Raw genomic sequence first — 15,896 nt, 5'->3', positions numbered from 1 at the left:
GATTATGGCACTCATCAGAAACTCAAAACTGCGTCCACGAATCCTCGTCGTCGGTGGCGGCTCGGTCGGCCTGCTCGCCGCTCAGAATCTGTTGAAGAACCTCGGTCGGGGCGAAGCCACCGTCACCGTGGTCGATCCCAACCCGTACATGACCTACCTGCCGTTCCTCCCCGAGGTGGCAGCCGGGTCGATCGAGCCTCGTCACGCTGTGGTGCCGCTGCGCCGCAACCTGCCGGGTGCCGAGGTCATCACCGCGAAGGTCACCTCGATCAACCACGCCGAGAAGTTCGCCACCATCGAACCCGAGAACGATGAAGCGTTCGAACTCGACTACGACCACATCATCCTCGCCTCCGGTTCGGTCGCCCGTGCACTGCCGATCCCGGGCCTGAAGGAGAACGCGATCGCGCTCAAGCGCATCGAAGAAGCTGTCGCCCTGCGCGACCACCTCCTCTCCCGCCTGGCCGACGCCGCTCTGATGGAAGACGACGAAGAGCGTCGCAAGGCCCTGACCTTCGTCTTCGTCGGCGGCGGATTCGCCGGCATCGAGCTGCTGACCGAACTCGAGGACATGGTCCGTTCGGCCATCGCCCAGTACGAGACGCTGACCGAAGCCGATGTCCGCTTCGTCCTCGTCGAGGCCCTCGGCCGCGTCATGCCCGAGGTCGGCGAAGCTCAGGCCCGTTGGGTCGTCGAGCACATGCGCGAACGCGGAATCGACGTCTACCTCGAGACCTTCCTCCAGGACTGCACCGACAAGCACATCAAGCTCTCGAACGGTGAAGAGTTCGACGCCGACACGATCGTGTGGTCCGCCGGTGTCAAGGCCAACCCGGTGCTCATCGACTCCGACCTGCCGATCAACGAACGCGGCAATGTCACCGTACGCGCCGACCTGCGGGTCGAGGGCGATGACGGTGTCGTCGAGGGTGCTTGGGCGGCAGGCGACAACGCCGCGGTTCCCGACCTGTCCGGCGGCGGAGTGGCAGGCTTCTGCGTGCCCAACGCTCAGCACGCCGTGCGACAGGCCCCCGTGCTGGCTGCCAACGTGCTCGCCGCACTGCGGGGAGAGACCGAGTTCAAGCAGTACTTCCACAAGACCATCGGTACGGTCGCCGGTCTGGGCGTGTACAAGGGCGTCTCACAGATGGGCGATTTCGAAGCCCGCGGAATCCTCGCCTGGCTCATGCACCGCGCCTACCACGGCTACGCCATCCCGACCATGGACCGCAAGGTTCGGGTCTTCGGCAACTGGTTCGTCAGCGCCGTCCTCGGCCGCGACGTTACGCCGCTGGCAGACCTCGATGTTCCGCGCAAGAACTTCGTCGAGGCCGCCAACTCGAAGCCGGCTCCGAAGAAGGAACCTGCCAAGGCCTGATTCGAGGCGGCCGGTGCCATCTGGTCACCTGCCCTGATGAGACGACAGCGCCGGGGATGCATCTGCATCCCCGGCGCTGTCATGTTCGCATGACCGCGAGCGACTGGCTCTCCTCTGGGCGTCGGGAGCCGCCGCGCATGGTCATCGACCGTCAGTTCGGTCAGTTCGCGACGGTGAACCGGACGTCGATGTGCTTGGGTTCAACGATCTCGTCGACCATGGCGACCGCGAAGTCCTCGGCCGAGATTGCGTCACCGGCCGGGACCTCCAGCTCGGTCTTGTACGAACCCGTGCGCTCCCCGGGGGCGATCTCCGGTGCGGGGGACATGAGCGTCCAGGGCGACCAGTTGCCTGTCCGCAGCAGCTCGAGCGCTCGGGTGCCGGTCTCCGATTCGGCCTTGTAGATCGCGGGGAAGCCCTCGGTGTCCTTGAGCATGGTGTCGCCGACCCACAGGGAACCGGCGCCCCCGACGACGAAGATGCGGGTGTTGCCACTGTTCTCGGCCAAGGTCTTCAGAGCGTCGAGCCACTCCTGGTGGTCCCCGCCGGTGCGGCTGGGACCGGTGGTGGAGACGATGATGTCGTGTTCGGCGGCGATGCGGGCGTCGAACTCGGCATCGGCCATATCGCCCTTGATGCTGCGGGCGGCACCGGGCACGTCGCTGCCCGAGCGGGTGATGCCGGTGATGTCGAGGCCGCGGCCGGCTGCCTCGGCGGTGACGCGGGAGCCGATCGTTCCGGATGCTCCGAAGAGTGCGATCTTCATGGTGTGTCCCTTTCTGCTGCGGCGTCGGGTTCGCGGCGCCGAGGTGGTTTCTTCTGTGATGACATCATGACACTATCGTTTGGAAAGGGAGTACCTCAAAGATACTATTGGGATATGAGAATCAGAGAATCTTGGGAAGGCGATGCCTTCGATCCGGAGTGCCCCACCCGAGTCATCCTCGATCGGGTCGGCGACAAGTGGACGGTGCTCATCATCGAGATCCTCGATGACAGCCCGAAGCGCTTCGGCGAGATCCGACAGGCGATCGGGGGCATCACCCCGAAGGTGCTCACCTCGACGCTGCGATCACTCGTCGCCGACGGCTTGGTGACCAGGCAGTCGTTTGGGGAGGTGCCCCCGCGGGTGGAGTATTCGCTCACCGATCTCGGTCGCTCGCTGCAGGCTCCCGTGACCGCGCTGCGGAGGTGGGCCGAGCGCAATGTCGCCGAGTTGATCGACAATCGTGATCGCCAGGCCGAGATCGATGATGCTCAGGCGCGCTGATCGGCCTTGCGGGTGAGTTCGCCGAGGACGGTGATGAGCTCTCTCAGGCGGCCCGCGGCGCGGTAGGTGCGCGGTGAGCCCGAGTAGACCCAGTTGTTCGTGATGATCGAGGCGCTGCCGTTGTTCGTCGCCACCTTGAACTCTCCGACGGTGAGCGTCGCGAGGTGATCCTCGACGAGGCGGCGCCGCAGCTCCGGTCCCATCTGCACCCAATGATCGGCGGCCTCGAAATCAATGTCCGACCAGTCGGCTCCCGACTCACGGTAGGCGAGAGGACGGTAGGGGGCGTCGATGCCTGCGTTCAGCGACGGCACCTCGGTGCCGATGTCAGGGCCGGAATCGGAGTCGTCGGCAGCGCTGTCGACGGCGATGAGCACGGCGGGCCCGGCCGCCTCGGCGAGGTTCGGATCATCGGTGCCGTCGACGAACCGGGGATGACCGCCGGCGGTGAGAAGGACGAAGGTCATAACACCATTCTGCCTGTTCGGGCGGAGAGTGTGATTTGGCACTCTATTGAACAGTGTTCAATAATGACAACATGGATAGCTATCAAACACTCGCCGAGCGCGTGCTCGCCGGCGATCCGGCCACCGCCTCCGATGCCCGCACGATCCTCTCGTCGTCCGACGAGGACCTCCTCGACCTTGTCGCCGCTGCCTCCCGGCTGCGCCGCGAACATTTCGGCAATCGCGTCAAGGTCAACTACCTCGTCAACCTCAAATCGGGACTCTGCCCGGAGGACTGCGGATACTGCTCCCAGCGATTGGGCTCAGAAGCCGACATTCTCAAGTACTCATGGCTGCCGAAGGATGAGGCGAAGCGGCAGGCGGAATTCGGTCTGGCAGGGGGAGCCTCGCGGGTCTGCCTCGTCGCGTCCGGACGCGGTCCTTCGAACCGGGACGTCGAGCGCGTCTCGGGGATGGTCGAGGAGATCAAGACATCCAGTCCCGACGTCGAGGTCTGCGCCTGCCTCGGGTTCCTCAAGGACGGTCAGGCACAGCGACTCAAGGACGCCGGTGTCGACGCGTACAACCACAACCTCAACACTGCCGAATCTCTCTACCCCGATATCTGCACGACTCATACGTTCGCCGACCGTGTCGACACCGTGGACAAGACGCGTGGTGCAGGGCTCTCCCCGTGCTCGGGGCTGATCGTCGGAATGGGGGAGACGGACGAGCAGATCATCGAGGCGATCGAATCGCTCAAGGCCGTTGACTCCGATTCGATCCCGGTCAACTTCCTCATTCCCTTCGACGGCACACCGCTCGAAGGAACGTGGACTCTGACCCCGCAGCATTGCCTGCGGATTCTCTGCGCCGTGCGATTCCTGTGCCCGGACCGCGAGCTGCGCATCGCCGGAGGTCGGGAGATGCACCTGCGTACGCTGCAGCCGCTGTCGCTGCATGTGGCCAATTCGCTCTTTCTCGGCGACTATCTGACCTCGGAGGGGCAGGCCGCCGAGGAAGACCTCGACATGATCGTCGACGGAGGCTTCGAGATCGTCGGAGCAGAGAGTGCCGAACGACTGCGTGATGAGCTCAAGGCTCACCGGGCAGCCCATCAGGCCGCCTTCGCCGAGGTGGCGCCCGGTGACATGAAGAGCGACGGAACGTCCGCTGAGGCAGCAAAGACCGCGAGCACCCTGCCGTGCGGCAAACCTCTGCCTACGGCTGGTCAAGAGGCCGACGACTCCGGAGTGATGATTCCGACGATCCGGCGCCGCGGCGCGGGCACAGAGCTCACACCCAATGTCTGAGGCGGGACTACGGATGCCGACGAGCACGCTCGAGCGCGATTCCGGCCTGCTGTGGCACCCCTACGGTCCGCTCGACGCCGGCGCGCACTTCTCGGTCACCGGCGCAGATGGGCCCTATGTGGAGTTGCGCGATGCTTCGGGATCGACGCATCGACTGCTCGACGGGATGAGCTCGTGGTGGTCGGTCGTCCACGGATACCAGCATCCGGTCATGGACGCGGCACTGACCACCCAGATCGGATCGTTCTCGCACGTCATGTTCGGCGGTCTCACCCATGAACCGGCCGTCGAACTAGCCGAGCGGCTCGTCGCAGTCACACCGGACGGACTCGACCATGTCTTCCTCGCAGACTCGGGTTCGGTCTCGGTCGAAGTCGCGCTCAAGCTCGCCATCCAATACCAGCTGGCCCGCGGCCGCGACCGCAGGCGCTTCCTTGCCCTCGAAGGTGCCTACCACGGTGACACCACCGGGGCGATGAGCGTGTGCGACCCAGTTGGGGGAATGCACAACGATTTCGCCGGGCTGCTCGCGACCCAGCTGTTCCTGCCTCGTCCGCCGTTGCCGGAGGCATCTGCTGCCGAGGTGCACGAATGGTTGGTCAAGGCTGAAAACCTCGTCGATGCGCACGGGGCAGAGATCGCCGGCATCATCGTCGAACCCCTCTTCCAAGGCGCCGGAGGTATGCGTCCGTATCACCCCGCCGCCCTGCAGTCACTGCGGCGGTTGGCCACCGAGATCGATGCCGTACTCATCGCCGACGAGATCGCCACCGGCTTCGGACGCACGGGCTCTGACTTCGCCTGTCGGGCCGCGGGGATCACCCCGGACCTCATGTGCCTGGGCAAGGCTCTGACCGGCGGCTATCTCACATTGGCGGCGCTGCTGTGCAGTGGAACGGTTGCCGACGTCATCACCACTTCGTCCCACCGGGCGCTCATGCACGGGCCCACGTTCATGGCGAATCCCCTGGCGTGTGCTGCGGCAAATGCGTCGGTCGGCCTCCTCATCGATGACGAGACGAGCGGCTGGGAGCCGGCCATTGGACGGATCTCTCAGGCCCTCGAAACGGGCCTCGCTCCTGCCAGGCGACTGGATCACGTCATCGAGGCGCGGGTGACCGGTGGCATCGGCGTCGTCGAACTCGACCGCCCGGTCGACGTGGCGCTGACCACGCGCATAGCCTCCGAACACGGGGTGTGGCTGCGGCCGTTTCGGCAGCACATCTATACGATGCCGCCCTATATCTCGACTCCGGCGGTGGTGGACACCATCACGAAGGCGATTGTCGCGGCAGCCGCGGCACACGGGGATGGGTGCGAGTTCGAGGTTGCATCGTGAACGCCCTCTTCTCCCGCCTTTCCGCCGCCGCCGAGCGCCGAAGTACTGCCGGTCTTTATCGCAGTGACCTCGTGCTCGACGGACTCGACCTCGCCTCGAACGACTACCTCGGGCTCTCGGCGCATCCGCTGGTGCGTGCCGCAGCGATCGAGGAGATCGAACGCAGCAGCACCTCGGCCAGCGCATCGCGACTCGTCACCGGGACCACACACGTCCACCACCGATTGGAAGCTGCGCTGGCCGAACGGCTGCGGCACCCTGCGTGTGTGACCTTCTCCAGCGGTTATCTGGCTAACATCGCCGCCGTCACTGCTCTGGCCGGTCCTGATACTCTCATCATCTCTGACGCCCACAACCATGCGTCACTCATCGATGCCTGCCGTCTGGCAAAAGCTCCGACGAGCATCGTCGCCCACAACGACCTGGACGCCGTTGAAGCCGCTTTGGCTGGTCGTCAGCAGTCAGAGGCGCTTGTCGTCGTCGAATCGGTGTACTCCGTATTCGGTGACACCGCGGACCTGCCTTGTCTTCTTGACCTCTGCGTTCGTTACGACGCTCTGCTGCTCGTCGACGAAGCGCACGGGATCGGTGTGACCGGCGCCGAGACAGCCGTCGGAATGGGGGCGGCCGCCGCGGTGAGCGAATTCCGCGACCGCCTCGTGGTCACTGCCACGCTGTCGAAAGCGCTCGCCTCCCAGGGAGGTGCTGTGCTGGGAGCCGGTCTCGTCCGAGATGCTGTGGTCAACACGGCTCGTACCTTCATCTTCGACACCGGTCTTTCCCCTGCCATGGCGGCCGCAGCGCGTGCGGCTCTCGACCTCGTTACCGCTGAGCGGGTGGCGTCGATGAAGGCGGCCCGCGCACAACTGGCAGCCGTACTTGATGTGCCGCTCCCGGCCGGTGCCGTGCTGTCCGTTCCCATGCCGAGTCCGGAATCAGGCGTCCGGGCGCGCGAACTGCTGTGCGAGGAGGGCATCCTCGTCGGCTGTTTCCGCCCACCTTCGGTGCCCGACGGCATCACGCGTCTGCGGCTGACAGCTCGTGCCGGACTCAGCCCTGGGGAGCTGGCCTATACCTGTGAGCGCATTCGGGCGATCACCGAAATCTGCGCTGCGGAGTCGGCGGCATGATCCCGCGCTTTCTGCTCGTCACGGGAACGGACACCGGCGTCGGCAAGACCATCGCCACCGCGGCGTTGGCAGCGGCACTGAATGCGGCTGGACGTCGAGTGATCATGTGCAAGCCGATCCAGACGGGGCATATCAGGGCCGACGATCCCGAACGTGAGCAGCTCGAGTCAGATTACAGCGACGTCGTCACAGAATCCGACGCGGAGGCAGTGGCTCGGCTGACCGGCATCCATGCGTTCACGAACACCACCTTCCGCCTGCCGATGGCTCCGGTTCCCGCAGCCAAAGCAGAATGGGACGGGTTCAAGTCGGTCGATGATGAGTCAGTTGGCGCCGTACCATCCGGTCCGGACTCCTCAGGGGCCGACAGAGTCTCGAATCTGCCGAGCGCAGCCGAGCACGTGGACTTCATACGGAGGGCACTCGCACGAACCGATGCAGACCACGTCCTCATCGAAGGGTCCGGGGGAGTCCTCGTCGATTTCGGAGAGCATACCGTCGCAGACATCGCAGCCGGACTGTCGGAAGGAGAGAACTCGGTCGGTGCCGCTATCGTCGTCCGCTCCCGCCTAGGGACCCTCAACCACACTGCTCTCACCGCGGAAGCCCTTGAGAGACGGCGGGTTTCGACCACCGGCATCATCATCGGTTCGTGGCCCGGAAAGGCGTCTCCGGTTGACCGTGACAATTGGGCTGCACTGTCGGCGATGGCACCTGTCCTCGGAGCGATTCCCGCCGGAGTCGATGACAGGCTCGATCGGAACGAGTTCACTGCCCGGGCACCTGGGTGGCTGCGCCTGTCCTGATCGCAGAGGCGGTGAAGGAATCAGCCTGATCCTCGCTGCGAAACGTCGCAGGTCAGCTCAAATATCTATGGTCCCCCCAGTGGGACTCGAACCCACACTGAATCGATTTTAAGTCGACTGCCTCTGCCGATTGGGCTATAGGGGGAATGCTCAGAACACACTTTATCGGCAAAGCCCGGCCACCGCGATCTGAGACATCCCGCGGACGATCCGGGCACACGGCTAACCTGGAACGATGACGACGAACGGACCCACCAGGCAGGCCTGGGTGATCCTCGTCGTCGGTGTCCTCACGCAGATGGCGGCGACCATTGCGATCGCCGGACCCGCCTTCCTCATCCCATACATGCACTCTGACCTCGGGTTCACACTCACCCAGGCCGGCACTGTCGCAGCCGCTCCGAGCTTCGGACTCATCCTCACCCTCATCGCCTGGGGCGCATTCGCCGACCGGTTCGGCGAACGTCTGGCGATGACTTTGGGGATCGGGCTGACCGCTGCGTTCTCGGCCGCCGCGGTGCTCGTCGTCGACTCGCCGATCTGGATGGTCATCGTCATCGCAGCCTCCGGTGCCGCGGCCGCCTCGGTGAACTCTGCATCCGGTCGCGTCGTCATGGGGTGGTTCCCCCGCCACCGCCGAGGACTGGCCATGGGCATCCGCCAGATGTCCCAGCCCCTGGGCACAGGCGTGGCCGCCGTGACCATCCCGGGGATCGCCGCGGCCGGCGGATTCCCCGCCTACCTCTGGTTCGTCGCCGCCGTGACCGGCCTCCTCGCCCTCGTCTGCTTCGCCCTCATCCGCAACCCACCGGACCCGATCCCCGCCCGCGCCGAGGTGGCCGACCCCGACCGCGACACCGAACCGGAGACAGAACGCCACAGACAGGACGAACCGGGCGCCACCTCGGCGGGGGAGGGGAAGCCCAGCGCCGCCTCGGCGATCAATCCGTACCGCAGCGATTCCTTCCTGTGGCGCATCCACGCGGTCTCTGCGCTCCTCGTCGTCCCGCAGTTCGCGTTCTCCACCTACGGACTCGTCTGGCTCATCGTCGTCCAGGGGATCGGCGCGGGCGCCGCCGGAGCGATCGTTGCGATCGCGCAGATCGTCGGAGCAGTCGGTCGCATGGTCGTCGGCGCGCTTTCCGATCGCACGGGATCCCGCGTCGGCCTCATGCGCATCGTCGCCGTCGCCGCCGTGATCGTCGTGGTAGCCATCGCCATCCTGTCGCTGACGGAGCTGCCCGCCGTCGCCGCCGTCGTCTTCATCCTCGCCTCGGCCGTATCCGTGGCCGACAACGGACTGGCCTTCGCCTCGGTGGCCGAAGCCGCCGGACCACGCTGGTCGGGCAAGGCGCTGGGAGCTCAGAACACGGGACAGTTCGTCATGTCGGCCCTGCTAGGCCCCGGATTCGGTGCCCTGGTGACGGCATTCGGCTATCCGCTGTCCTTCGGACTCATCGCCCTCGCCCCACTGTTGAGCGTCGGAATCATCCCGCGACGCGACGTCGATCGCATAACCTGATATTCATCTCGGCACATTATCGTGCTCGAGACACACCCCGGTGTCGACAGCGAAAGGGAAGGATCTCGTGAACAATCTGTTCCAAGAGAATCTGCGGGAGTACATCGACAAACTCCGCCTCGAAGGGTACACCGTCGAGGACAGTCAGACCACGGATCCGCACCTCATCGACCCCATGGGCCGGGCCGTCGAAACCTGGCGGGAAGGGTACCCGTACGACGAACAGATGGACCGCGAAGAGTACGAACTCGAGAAGTACAGACTGCAGGTCGAACTGCTGAAATTCCAGTACTGGGGTCAGGACACGGGCGCCAAACACGTCATCGTCTTCGAAGGTCGAGACGCCGCCGGCAAGGGCGGAACGATCAAACGCTTCACCGAACACCTCAACCCGCGTGCCGCCCGCGTCGTCGCACTCAACAAACCCTCCGACCGCGAAGCCGGGCAGTGGTACTTCCAGCGCTACATCTCCCACCTGCCCACGAGCGGGGAGATCGTCATGTTCGACCGCTCCTGGTACAACAGGGGCAACGTCGAGAGAGTCATGGGATTCTGCACCGACGACGAATACGAGACCTTCATGGAACAGGCTCCCGTGTTCGAGAAGATGCTCATCGACTCCGGAGTCCACGTCACGAAGTTCTGGTTCTCCGTGACCCAGAGAGAGCAGCGGACCCGGTTTGCGATCCGTCAGATTGACCCGGTGCGGCGGTGGAAGCTCTCACCGATGGACCTCGAGTCCCTCGATCGCTGGGACGACTACACGGAAGCGAAGGAAGAGACGTTCCGCCGCACGGACACCGATCACGCTCCGTGGATCACGATCAAGAGCAATGACAAGAAACGCGCCCGCATCAATGCGATGCGCTACTTCCTCAACCAGTTCGACTATGCGGACAAAGACCCCTCGGTCGTCTACGAAGCCGACCCGCTTCTGGTCCGCCGCGGCCGCGACGCCGTCGACGACTAGCCCGCAGTCGTCCACCGTCACCGAGGCGGGGGATCGGTGGTCCGGGCAGCGTGCCTGTCTCATGTGGGTGGATCCACCGCGAAATCCGCTCCGTGATCGAGGTGGATCCACCCACAGGAGACACCCCAGTCGAGACACGGTGATCGGGGGATCGGGGATTGTGGGTATGGTCCGCGGATGATTTCGGACAGAAATTCGGCCGGGTGGAAGGGGAAAGACCACCCGGCCGGAACCGTGGAGCGGGACTCGAACCCGCTGTGCAGGGACGCGCCGCTGTGCCGCCGGAGGCCGATGCTCCGGACCGCGGCGAAACCGAATCAGATCTCTGCTTCGGCGTCCTTCCGTGCCTTGCGCAGCGCCCGGCGTTTTTTGTGACCGGTGAAGCTGAGCAGGAAGAGGATGATCGCCAGGAGCACGAACAGCCCGCCGCCGGCGATGCCCGCATCGACCCAGAACTGAGGCGGGAAGAGGCGGATGAGCGAATCGTCGGCATAGAACTCCCAGGTCCCATCGGCGAAGAACACCTTGTGGAACCCGCGGAAGAAGCTGTCCCAGCCGAGGACGGCGACGACGGCGACAGCGGCCATGAAGACGATGCTGAAGATCGACCCCAGACGCACGCCTGCATGGATGCCCGATCCGTTCTTGCGGCACATGTAGATGCCGAACAGCACGGATCCGATGATGCCGACGAGGGCCACGAGGTAGAGCAGCGAGATCAGACCCTTGACGTCAGCCATATGGCTGAGCTCGTCGGAGATGAAGATCGGCTCACCGTTGGGCATGACGATATCGGCGAGGTAGCGCCGGGAATCGAAGTTGTGCAGGTAGTCGATGACGTAAGTGCCGTAGTGCTCACGGTCGGCGGCACTGAAGCCGAACTGATCGGCCGGGAAGCCGGGCCGGAAGTACTCGAATTTGAGGAAGATCCCCGAGGCGACGAAGCGCACCGCCAGAGCCAACAGGACGAAGGGGGTGGCGAGCATGATCCAGATCGTGCCGATGACATCGAGCACCGACCGACGTCGTTCGGGCACCTCGGGATCACGGGCATCGGTCGACGTCGCCGCCTTCGACACCGCGGCCCAATCGGCTTCGCTCATCACTGCGGTGCGCGCATTCTGCGGCACCTCGCGTGTGGCCCCGGTATCGGTCGAGGATGATGCCCCGGCTGTCGATGCAACGGCGGCCGAATCCGTGCCGGCGGACTTCTGCGCGGCGGTGTGTGTGCTCGCGGTCGCGGGCTGAGAGGCCGGATTCGTCGAGTGGGCGGGAGTCACCCTCACCGGGCCCGTCGAGGGCTTCGCGTCCGCAGAATGCTTTGGGGCATCCTCGGCGATGGGATCCGTGATCGGATCGAACGCCTCGGTGTCGGTCGAGGGATCATTGGCCGCCTCCAGAGGGGCCTGCGACTGCTTATCGGCAGCACTGGCAGACCCTGAACTCATCCGCCTGCTCAGGAGGTCTTCGGTCTCGTTCTTCTCGTCTCTGGACACATCCCCATTGTCAGTGACCACGGGGTCCAAGCCCGGGAGGACACGCCACGGCGGCCGATTTCGGCGGGTCGCTAGCCGAGGAGGGCGGCGACGATGACGAGAGCGGGAACGGACAGAACCGTGGTGATGAAGACGGCATCGCGCATGAGCGCCTCGGATTGTCGGTACTGCATCGAGTAGATGTAGACGTTCTGCGCGGTCGGCAGGGCGGAGGTGACGACGATCGCGAAGAGGTCGACCCCGTCGTAGCCGAGCAGGGGACCGCCGATGGCCCAGGCGATGACCGGCTGAGCGATGAGTTTGGCGCCGGTGATGTAGCTCAGCTGTGCGCGGCTGCCCTTGACGGGGATTCCCCACCCGTCCTTGAGTGAGATGCCGAACGCCAACAGGGCACCCGGGACCGCGGTCGCGCCGATCATGTCGATGGGTTCGAAGACGAATCGCGGCAGCTCGAAGCCCGTCGCCGAGGCGGCCACACCGGCTGCGGCTCCGACGACGATGGGGTTCTTGAGCACTTGGAGGATTGCGGAGTACCAGTGCGAATCATGCTGCTTCTTGCCCGCTCCGTCGAGCACGGCCATGCCGATGGGAGCGAGCACGAGCAGCTGGAAGAGCAGAACCGGGGCGACATAGCCGATGTCGCGGAGGACATAGGCGGCGATCGGGATGCCGAGGTTGCCGATGTTGACGTAGCTGGTCGCCCACGCGGAGAACATCGCCTCACCCGTACTGCGTTTTCTGATCCACTTGGTGAGGACGAACAGGGCGGCACCGACGATGAGTGCGGAGCCGCCGGTGGCGAAGAGGGCGGTGTTGAAGATCAGCCCGAGGTCAGTCTCGGAGACAGTGACATAGAGCAGCGTCGGGGTGCCGGCGTAGAAGACGAGCTTCGCGATGACCTGCTGACCGTGCGGACCGAGAACGCCGGAGCGGCCGAGGACGAACCCGACCAGAATGACTCCGGCGATGACGGCGAATCCTTCGAATACGGCCAGCATGGGCTGTTCGGGTCCTCGCTTCCTGCATTTGGGAGTGCTGCGGTCAGTCTGGTGCGGCTGGTGTCAGTCCCGTAGTGCGGGTGTCAGTTCGGGACGGTCGGGGTCGTCGCCGGGCGGTATGCGCGGCGGCGTGCGGAGGTCGGGCCTCCTCGGCGGTGGGGTCAGTCCGCCTCGGCGATATCGGAGACGACATAGGAGGCTGCGGCGCTGACCGCGCTGACGGCGAACACGGCCGGCCATGCGCCGATCTTCTTCGCCAGGGGATGGGAAGCGCCGAACCCGCCGAGGTAGGCCAAGGTCAGTCCGGTGGCGGCTGGCCAGCCCTTCTTCACATACCAGGAGCGGGCGGCGTAGGCGCCCGCTGCGGCGAGGACGACTCCGCCGAGGGGGCGGATCCCGGTCTCGCGGGCGGTGAGGAAACCGCCGATGAGGCCGACGGCGACGAGTGGGGCGGTGGAGACTTCGCGTGCATCCTTCATACGGACAAGTTTAGGCTTGCAGGTCAGCGGACCGGACGGCGGTCTCATAACGCGGCATGTGCGGCGGGTGTGCGCGGTGTCGGGCGGGAGCAGGTGGGATGCCGATCAGGAGGTCTGGGAAGTTGAGCGGGCAGAGAGCCTCAGAGCAGGCTGATCTTGATGACCGAGGCGATGCTCAGCACCGAAATGAGGCACACCGAGGTGGTGAGGAAGATGACCGCCCACGGCGACGGCCGGCCGCGTTCGGCCCGAATCGAGACCGAACCCAGCCGGTAGCGTCTGACCTGCATGGCGATGGCGACGATGGCCATGCCCAAGCACACGACGAAGAGCGTCACCGACCAGCCTTGGAAGACGTTGATGAAGCGCATGAAGATGAGGCTGACGACCGTCATCGTCAGGCTCGTGCGCAGCCAGGATTGGACGGTGCGTTCCGGCTGCAGAGCCGGATCGTCATGCGGCTGCGGTCGCGGTGAGCGGGTCGGCATCACAGCAGGCCGGCGAACACCAGGACGAGGAGACCGGCACCCAGCGCCGAGGCGAGGCTGACGATGGGGATGATGAGCGGCAGCGGCAGTGAGGTCTTGCGGCGCATCGCCGATTCGATGCGATGCCAGCGGACGGCGGCACCGGCGGCGAGGATGAAACCGATGACCATGAGCACGATCGACAGGGTCGCCCGCAGACCGGTGCCGAAGATCTCCGAGGTGAAGGCCTCGACGGCGATTCCGCCGCCGATGAACGCCAGCGCGGTGCGGATCCAGGACAGGAACGTCCGCTCGTTGGCCAGGGTGAAGCGAGGATCGGGGTCGACTCCGTCGGGGAAGACCCGTCGGGCGATGCGACTGCGGGAGTCCGGCGATGACTTGTTCTCACTCACCCTTCGAGGATAACCGTAGACGGCGCAGAGATGGTGTGGAAGCCTGTGCTCATGAGCGACGACGAGACGATGAAGTCCTTCCTGCGGCAGTCCCTGCACCGAGGTCGGAGAAACCTGCGATGGAAGCTGTCCGGACTCGATGAGAGGTCCCTGAGGTGGCCGCGCACCCCGGCCTCACCCGGCATGTGGGCCAAGTCGACATCGTCCGGGAAGGCATCGACGGCGCCGCCGGACTCTCCGAAGCGGCTCCGAACCTGCCGGAGGACTTCGACCAAGACGCGTATCTCGAACGTCTGCGAACCATCGCCGATCGTTTCTGAGGCGCGGCGGGCCGGGGGCGGCCGTCGCGAAGGGTGGTGACCGATGACAGGACAGCGCAGTTGTCCCCTATCATGACTGTGGACATGCTGAGACCGCTGCGCCGCCGATATGCGGGAGAACCCGATGGAGGATCCCCGACCACGGTGAGTCTGTGCGCGGCCGAAGATGAAAGCGAATAACTCCATGAGTGAGCAGTCGAACGGTTCCGGCCCCGGCGATGCGGGCGACGCAGAGACCGTTTCCGGAATCGAAGAGGCCTCCGGCCCGGCCAAATGGAAGGTCATCGGTCCCGGCCTCGTCGTCGCGGCCACCGGCGTCGGTGCCGCGGATATGGTGGCGACCCTGGTGGCCGGCAGCCAGTTCGGCTACGGACTGCTGTGGGCAGTGATCGTCGGCGTCATCCTCAAGATCGTCCTCGTCGAAGGAGCCGGCAGGTTCAGCCTCGCGACCGGAAAGACGATCTTCGAGGGGTGGCGATCGCTCGGTCGCTGGACCACGTGGTACTTCGGTCCGTACATCATCATCTGGGGCTTCGTCTACGGAGCCACGGCGATGAGCTCGGCGGCGCTACCGCTGGCCGCGCTCTTCCCCGGACTCAACCTCACAGTGTGGTCGGTGCTCATGGGCCTGGCCGGCTTCACCATGGTGTGGTTCGGCCGCTACGGCGTGTTCGAGAAGATCACCGCCGTCCTCGTCGGGATCATGTTCATCACCGTCGTGGGACTGGCGATCATTGCCGCGCCGAATATCCCCGACATGCTCACCGGACTGATCCCCATCATCCCCGAGGACGGAGTGATCTACACGCTCGCGCTCGCCGGAGGCGTCGGCGGCACCATCACCCTGGCCGCCTACGGCTACTGGCTGCGCGAGAAGGGCTGGCACACCCCGAAGTGGATGCGGGTGATGCGCATCGACAACTCGATGGCGTACGTGATGACCGGCATCTTCGTCATCGCCATGCTCATCGTCGGTGCCGAAGTCGTCCGTGCCGCGGGAGTCTCGATCTCCGCCGAGGACAAGGGACTGCTCGACCTCGCCGACGTCCTCAAAGCCCGCTACGGCGAGGTCGTGGGCATCGGCTTCCTCGTCGGATTCTGGGCCGCTTCCTTCTCCTCGATCATCGGAGTGTGGAACGGAGTGTCCCTGATGTTCGCCGACTTCTGGGGCCATATGCGCAAGAAGCCGGGCGGACACCCCGACACACTGACGGGCGGCAAGTACTTCAAGTTCTATGTGCTGTGGCTGACGTTCCCGCCGATGCTCCTCTTCATCCTCGGCAAACCGATCGGTCTCATCCTCGCCTACGGCGTCCTCGGCTCGCTGTTCATGCCGTTCCTCGCCGTCACCCTCCTCGGTCTCCTCAACGGCAAGAAGATCCCGAAGGAATGGGCGAACAAGCTGCACACGAACATCGCTCTGGCGATCACAGCACTGCTGTTCATCATCCTCGGCATCCAGCAGCTCTACTCGGCGCTCGCACCACTCTGGGGCGGCGGGGAGTAACCCGCCTGGGCGGGGCCGAGCCTGGGCAGTGGCGCTAAGCTG

Annotated in this window: 17 protein-coding genes and 1 tRNA gene; 10 read left to right on the top strand and 8 right to left on the bottom strand. The window is 65.1% G+C overall.

Annotation, left to right across the window (positions count from 1 at the left end; translation table 11 throughout):
• Positions 1-4 precede the first annotated feature (4 nt).
• Complete coding sequence (locus HK353_RS12595) at positions 5-1,378, top strand: NAD(P)/FAD-dependent oxidoreductase (RefSeq protein WP_173156599.1); 1,374 nt, start codon at positions 5-7, stop codon at positions 1,376-1,378.
• A 160-nt stretch (positions 1,379-1,538) separates the two neighbouring features.
• Here HK353_RS12595 and HK353_RS12590 read toward each other — a convergent pair whose 3' ends face one another.
• Complete coding sequence (locus tag HK353_RS12590; protein WP_173156597.1) at positions 1,539-2,144, bottom strand: NAD(P)-dependent oxidoreductase; 606 nt, start codon at positions 2,142-2,144, stop codon at positions 1,539-1,541.
• Positions 2,145-2,258: 114 nt separating this feature from the next.
• Between HK353_RS12590 and HK353_RS12585 the strand changes: the two genes are divergently transcribed.
• Positions 2,259-2,648: a winged helix-turn-helix transcriptional regulator gene (locus tag HK353_RS12585; protein WP_167194847.1), complete on the top strand. Its 390-nt coding sequence runs from the start codon at positions 2,259-2,261 to the stop codon at positions 2,646-2,648.
• Here the strand turns inward: HK353_RS12585 and HK353_RS12580 are convergent.
• Positions 2,636-3,115: a hypothetical protein gene (locus tag HK353_RS12580; protein WP_173156595.1), complete on the bottom strand. Its 480-nt coding sequence runs from the start codon at positions 3,113-3,115 to the stop codon at positions 2,636-2,638. The genes HK353_RS12585 and HK353_RS12580 overlap by 13 nt on opposite strands.
• A 71-nt stretch (positions 3,116-3,186) precedes the next feature.
• On the opposite strand from HK353_RS12580, the gene bioB reads away from it, so the two are divergent.
• From bioB to bioD, 4 genes are read left to right on the top strand one after another with little or no spacing between them, the layout of a single operon-like run.
• Positions 3,187-4,407: a biotin synthase BioB gene (gene bioB, locus HK353_RS12575; protein ID WP_173156593.1), complete on the top strand. Its 1,221-nt coding sequence runs from the start codon at positions 3,187-3,189 to the stop codon at positions 4,405-4,407.
• 13 nt (positions 4,408-4,420) lie between these two features.
• Positions 4,421-5,746: an adenosylmethionine--8-amino-7-oxononanoate transaminase gene (locus HK353_RS12570; protein WP_173156591.1), complete on the top strand. Its 1,326-nt coding sequence runs from the start codon at positions 4,421-4,423 to the stop codon at positions 5,744-5,746.
• Positions 5,743-6,876, top strand: coding sequence for an aminotransferase class I/II-fold pyridoxal phosphate-dependent enzyme (locus tag HK353_RS12565; protein ID WP_173156589.1), 1,134 nt, complete (start codon positions 5,743-5,745; stop codon positions 6,874-6,876). Before HK353_RS12570 ends, HK353_RS12565 begins: the two co-directional genes overlap by 4 nt.
• Positions 6,873-7,682 carry an ATP-dependent dethiobiotin synthetase BioD gene (bioD, locus tag HK353_RS12560; protein WP_173156587.1) on the top strand — a complete coding sequence of 270 codons (810 nt, stop codon included), beginning with the start codon at positions 6,873-6,875 and terminating at the stop codon, positions 7,680-7,682. The genes HK353_RS12565 and bioD overlap by 4 nt, the downstream gene beginning before the upstream one ends.
• A gap of 68 nt (positions 7,683-7,750) precedes the next feature.
• Here bioD and HK353_RS12555 read toward each other — a convergent pair.
• Positions 7,751-7,827 (bottom strand) — tRNA-Leu (locus tag HK353_RS12555).
• 90 nt (positions 7,828-7,917) lie between these two features.
• Here HK353_RS12555 and HK353_RS12550 point away from each other — a divergent pair.
• Both HK353_RS12550 and ppk2 read left to right on the top strand, forming a co-directional pair.
• On the top strand, positions 7,918-9,204 hold the full coding sequence (locus HK353_RS12550) for an MFS transporter (RefSeq protein ID WP_173156585.1): 1,287 nt from the start codon (positions 7,918-7,920) through the stop codon (positions 9,202-9,204).
• Between the two features lie 67 nt (positions 9,205-9,271).
• On the top strand, positions 9,272-10,174 hold the full coding sequence (gene ppk2 / locus HK353_RS12545) for a polyphosphate kinase 2 (RefSeq protein ID WP_173156583.1): 903 nt from the start codon (positions 9,272-9,274) through the stop codon (positions 10,172-10,174).
• A gap of 317 nt (positions 10,175-10,491) precedes the next feature.
• On the opposite strand, the gene HK353_RS12540 is transcribed toward ppk2, so the two are convergent.
• The 5 genes from HK353_RS12540 to HK353_RS12520 all read right to left on the bottom strand — a co-directional run bounded on the left by HK353_RS12540 (position 10,492) and on the right by HK353_RS12520 (position 14,027).
• A complete protein-coding gene (locus HK353_RS12540) occupies positions 10,492-11,670 on the bottom strand; it encodes a TIGR01906 family membrane protein (RefSeq protein WP_342589915.1) in 1,179 nt (392 codons plus the stop codon).
• Between the two features lie 71 nt (positions 11,671-11,741).
• Positions 11,742-12,668 (bottom strand): AEC family transporter, encoded by a 927-nt coding sequence (locus HK353_RS12535; RefSeq protein WP_173156581.1) that lies wholly within the window; start codon positions 12,666-12,668, stop codon positions 11,742-11,744.
• A gap of 161 nt (positions 12,669-12,829) precedes the next feature.
• Entirely contained in the window at positions 12,830-13,147 is a 318-nt protein-coding gene (locus HK353_RS12530) for a hypothetical protein (RefSeq protein WP_245395986.1), read from the bottom strand.
• Between the two features lie 140 nt (positions 13,148-13,287).
• Positions 13,288-13,635, bottom strand: a complete 348-nt coding sequence (locus HK353_RS12525) for a DUF202 domain-containing protein (RefSeq protein ID WP_173156577.1) — start codon at positions 13,633-13,635, stop codon at positions 13,288-13,290.
• Positions 13,635-14,027 carry a DUF202 domain-containing protein gene (locus tag HK353_RS12520; protein WP_173156575.1) on the bottom strand — a complete coding sequence of 131 codons (393 nt, stop codon included), beginning with the start codon at positions 14,025-14,027 and terminating at the stop codon, positions 13,635-13,637. The genes HK353_RS12525 and HK353_RS12520 overlap by 1 nt, the downstream gene beginning before the upstream one ends.
• A 155-nt stretch (positions 14,028-14,182) precedes the next feature.
• On the opposite strand from HK353_RS12520, the gene HK353_RS12515 reads away from it, so the two are divergent.
• Both HK353_RS12515 and HK353_RS12510 read left to right on the top strand, forming a co-directional pair.
• Complete coding sequence (locus tag HK353_RS12515) at positions 14,183-14,347, top strand: hypothetical protein (RefSeq protein WP_173156573.1); 165 nt, start codon at positions 14,183-14,185, stop codon at positions 14,345-14,347.
• A 184-nt stretch (positions 14,348-14,531) separates the two neighbouring features.
• Positions 14,532-15,854 (top strand): Nramp family divalent metal transporter, encoded by a 1,323-nt coding sequence (locus HK353_RS12510; protein WP_245395985.1) that lies wholly within the window; start codon positions 14,532-14,534, stop codon positions 15,852-15,854.
• The last annotated feature ends 42 nt before the right edge of the window (positions 15,855-15,896 follow it).

It is taken from the genome of Brevibacterium permense, assembly GCF_013280495.1.
In the GTDB taxonomy this organism is placed as follows: Bacteria; Actinomycetota; Actinomycetes; order Actinomycetales; family Brevibacteriaceae; genus Brevibacterium; species Brevibacterium permense.
Note: the sequence above shows the minus strand (reverse complement) of the source record. Positions and strands in the feature narration are given on the sequence as shown.

Excerpts from the sequence above, each read along its gene's own strand:
- HK353_RS12595 (WP_173156599.1), top strand. The coding sequence starts at position 5 with ATGGCACTCATCAGAAACTCAAAACTGCGTCCACGAATCCTCGTCGTC.
- HK353_RS12590 (WP_173156597.1), bottom strand. The coding sequence starts at position 2,144 with ATGAAGATCGCACTCTTCGGAGCATCCGGAACGATCGGCTCCCGCGTC.
- HK353_RS12585 (WP_167194847.1), top strand. The coding sequence starts at position 2,259 with ATGAGAATCAGAGAATCTTGGGAAGGCGATGCCTTCGATCCGGAGTGC.
- HK353_RS12580 (WP_173156595.1), bottom strand. The coding sequence starts at position 3,115 with ATGACCTTCGTCCTTCTCACCGCCGGCGGTCATCCCCGGTTCGTCGAC.
- bioB (WP_173156593.1), top strand. The coding sequence starts at position 3,187 with ATGGATAGCTATCAAACACTCGCCGAGCGCGTGCTCGCCGGCGATCCG.
- HK353_RS12570 (WP_173156591.1), top strand. The coding sequence starts at position 4,421 with ATGCCGACGAGCACGCTCGAGCGCGATTCCGGCCTGCTGTGGCACCCC.
- bioD (WP_173156587.1), top strand. The coding sequence starts at position 6,873 with ATGATCCCGCGCTTTCTGCTCGTCACGGGAACGGACACCGGCGTCGGC.
- HK353_RS12550 (WP_173156585.1), top strand. The coding sequence starts at position 7,918 with ATGACGACGAACGGACCCACCAGGCAGGCCTGGGTGATCCTCGTCGTC.
- HK353_RS12535 (WP_173156581.1), bottom strand. The coding sequence starts at position 12,668 with ATGCTGGCCGTATTCGAAGGATTCGCCGTCATCGCCGGAGTCATTCTG.
- HK353_RS12530 (WP_245395986.1), bottom strand. The coding sequence starts at position 13,147 with ATGAAGGATGCACGCGAAGTCTCCACCGCCCCACTCGTCGCCGTCGGC.
- HK353_RS12525 (WP_173156577.1), bottom strand. The coding sequence starts at position 13,635 with ATGCCGACCCGCTCACCGCGACCGCAGCCGCATGACGATCCGGCTCTG.
- HK353_RS12510 (WP_245395985.1), top strand. The coding sequence starts at position 14,532 with ATGAGTGAGCAGTCGAACGGTTCCGGCCCCGGCGATGCGGGCGACGCA.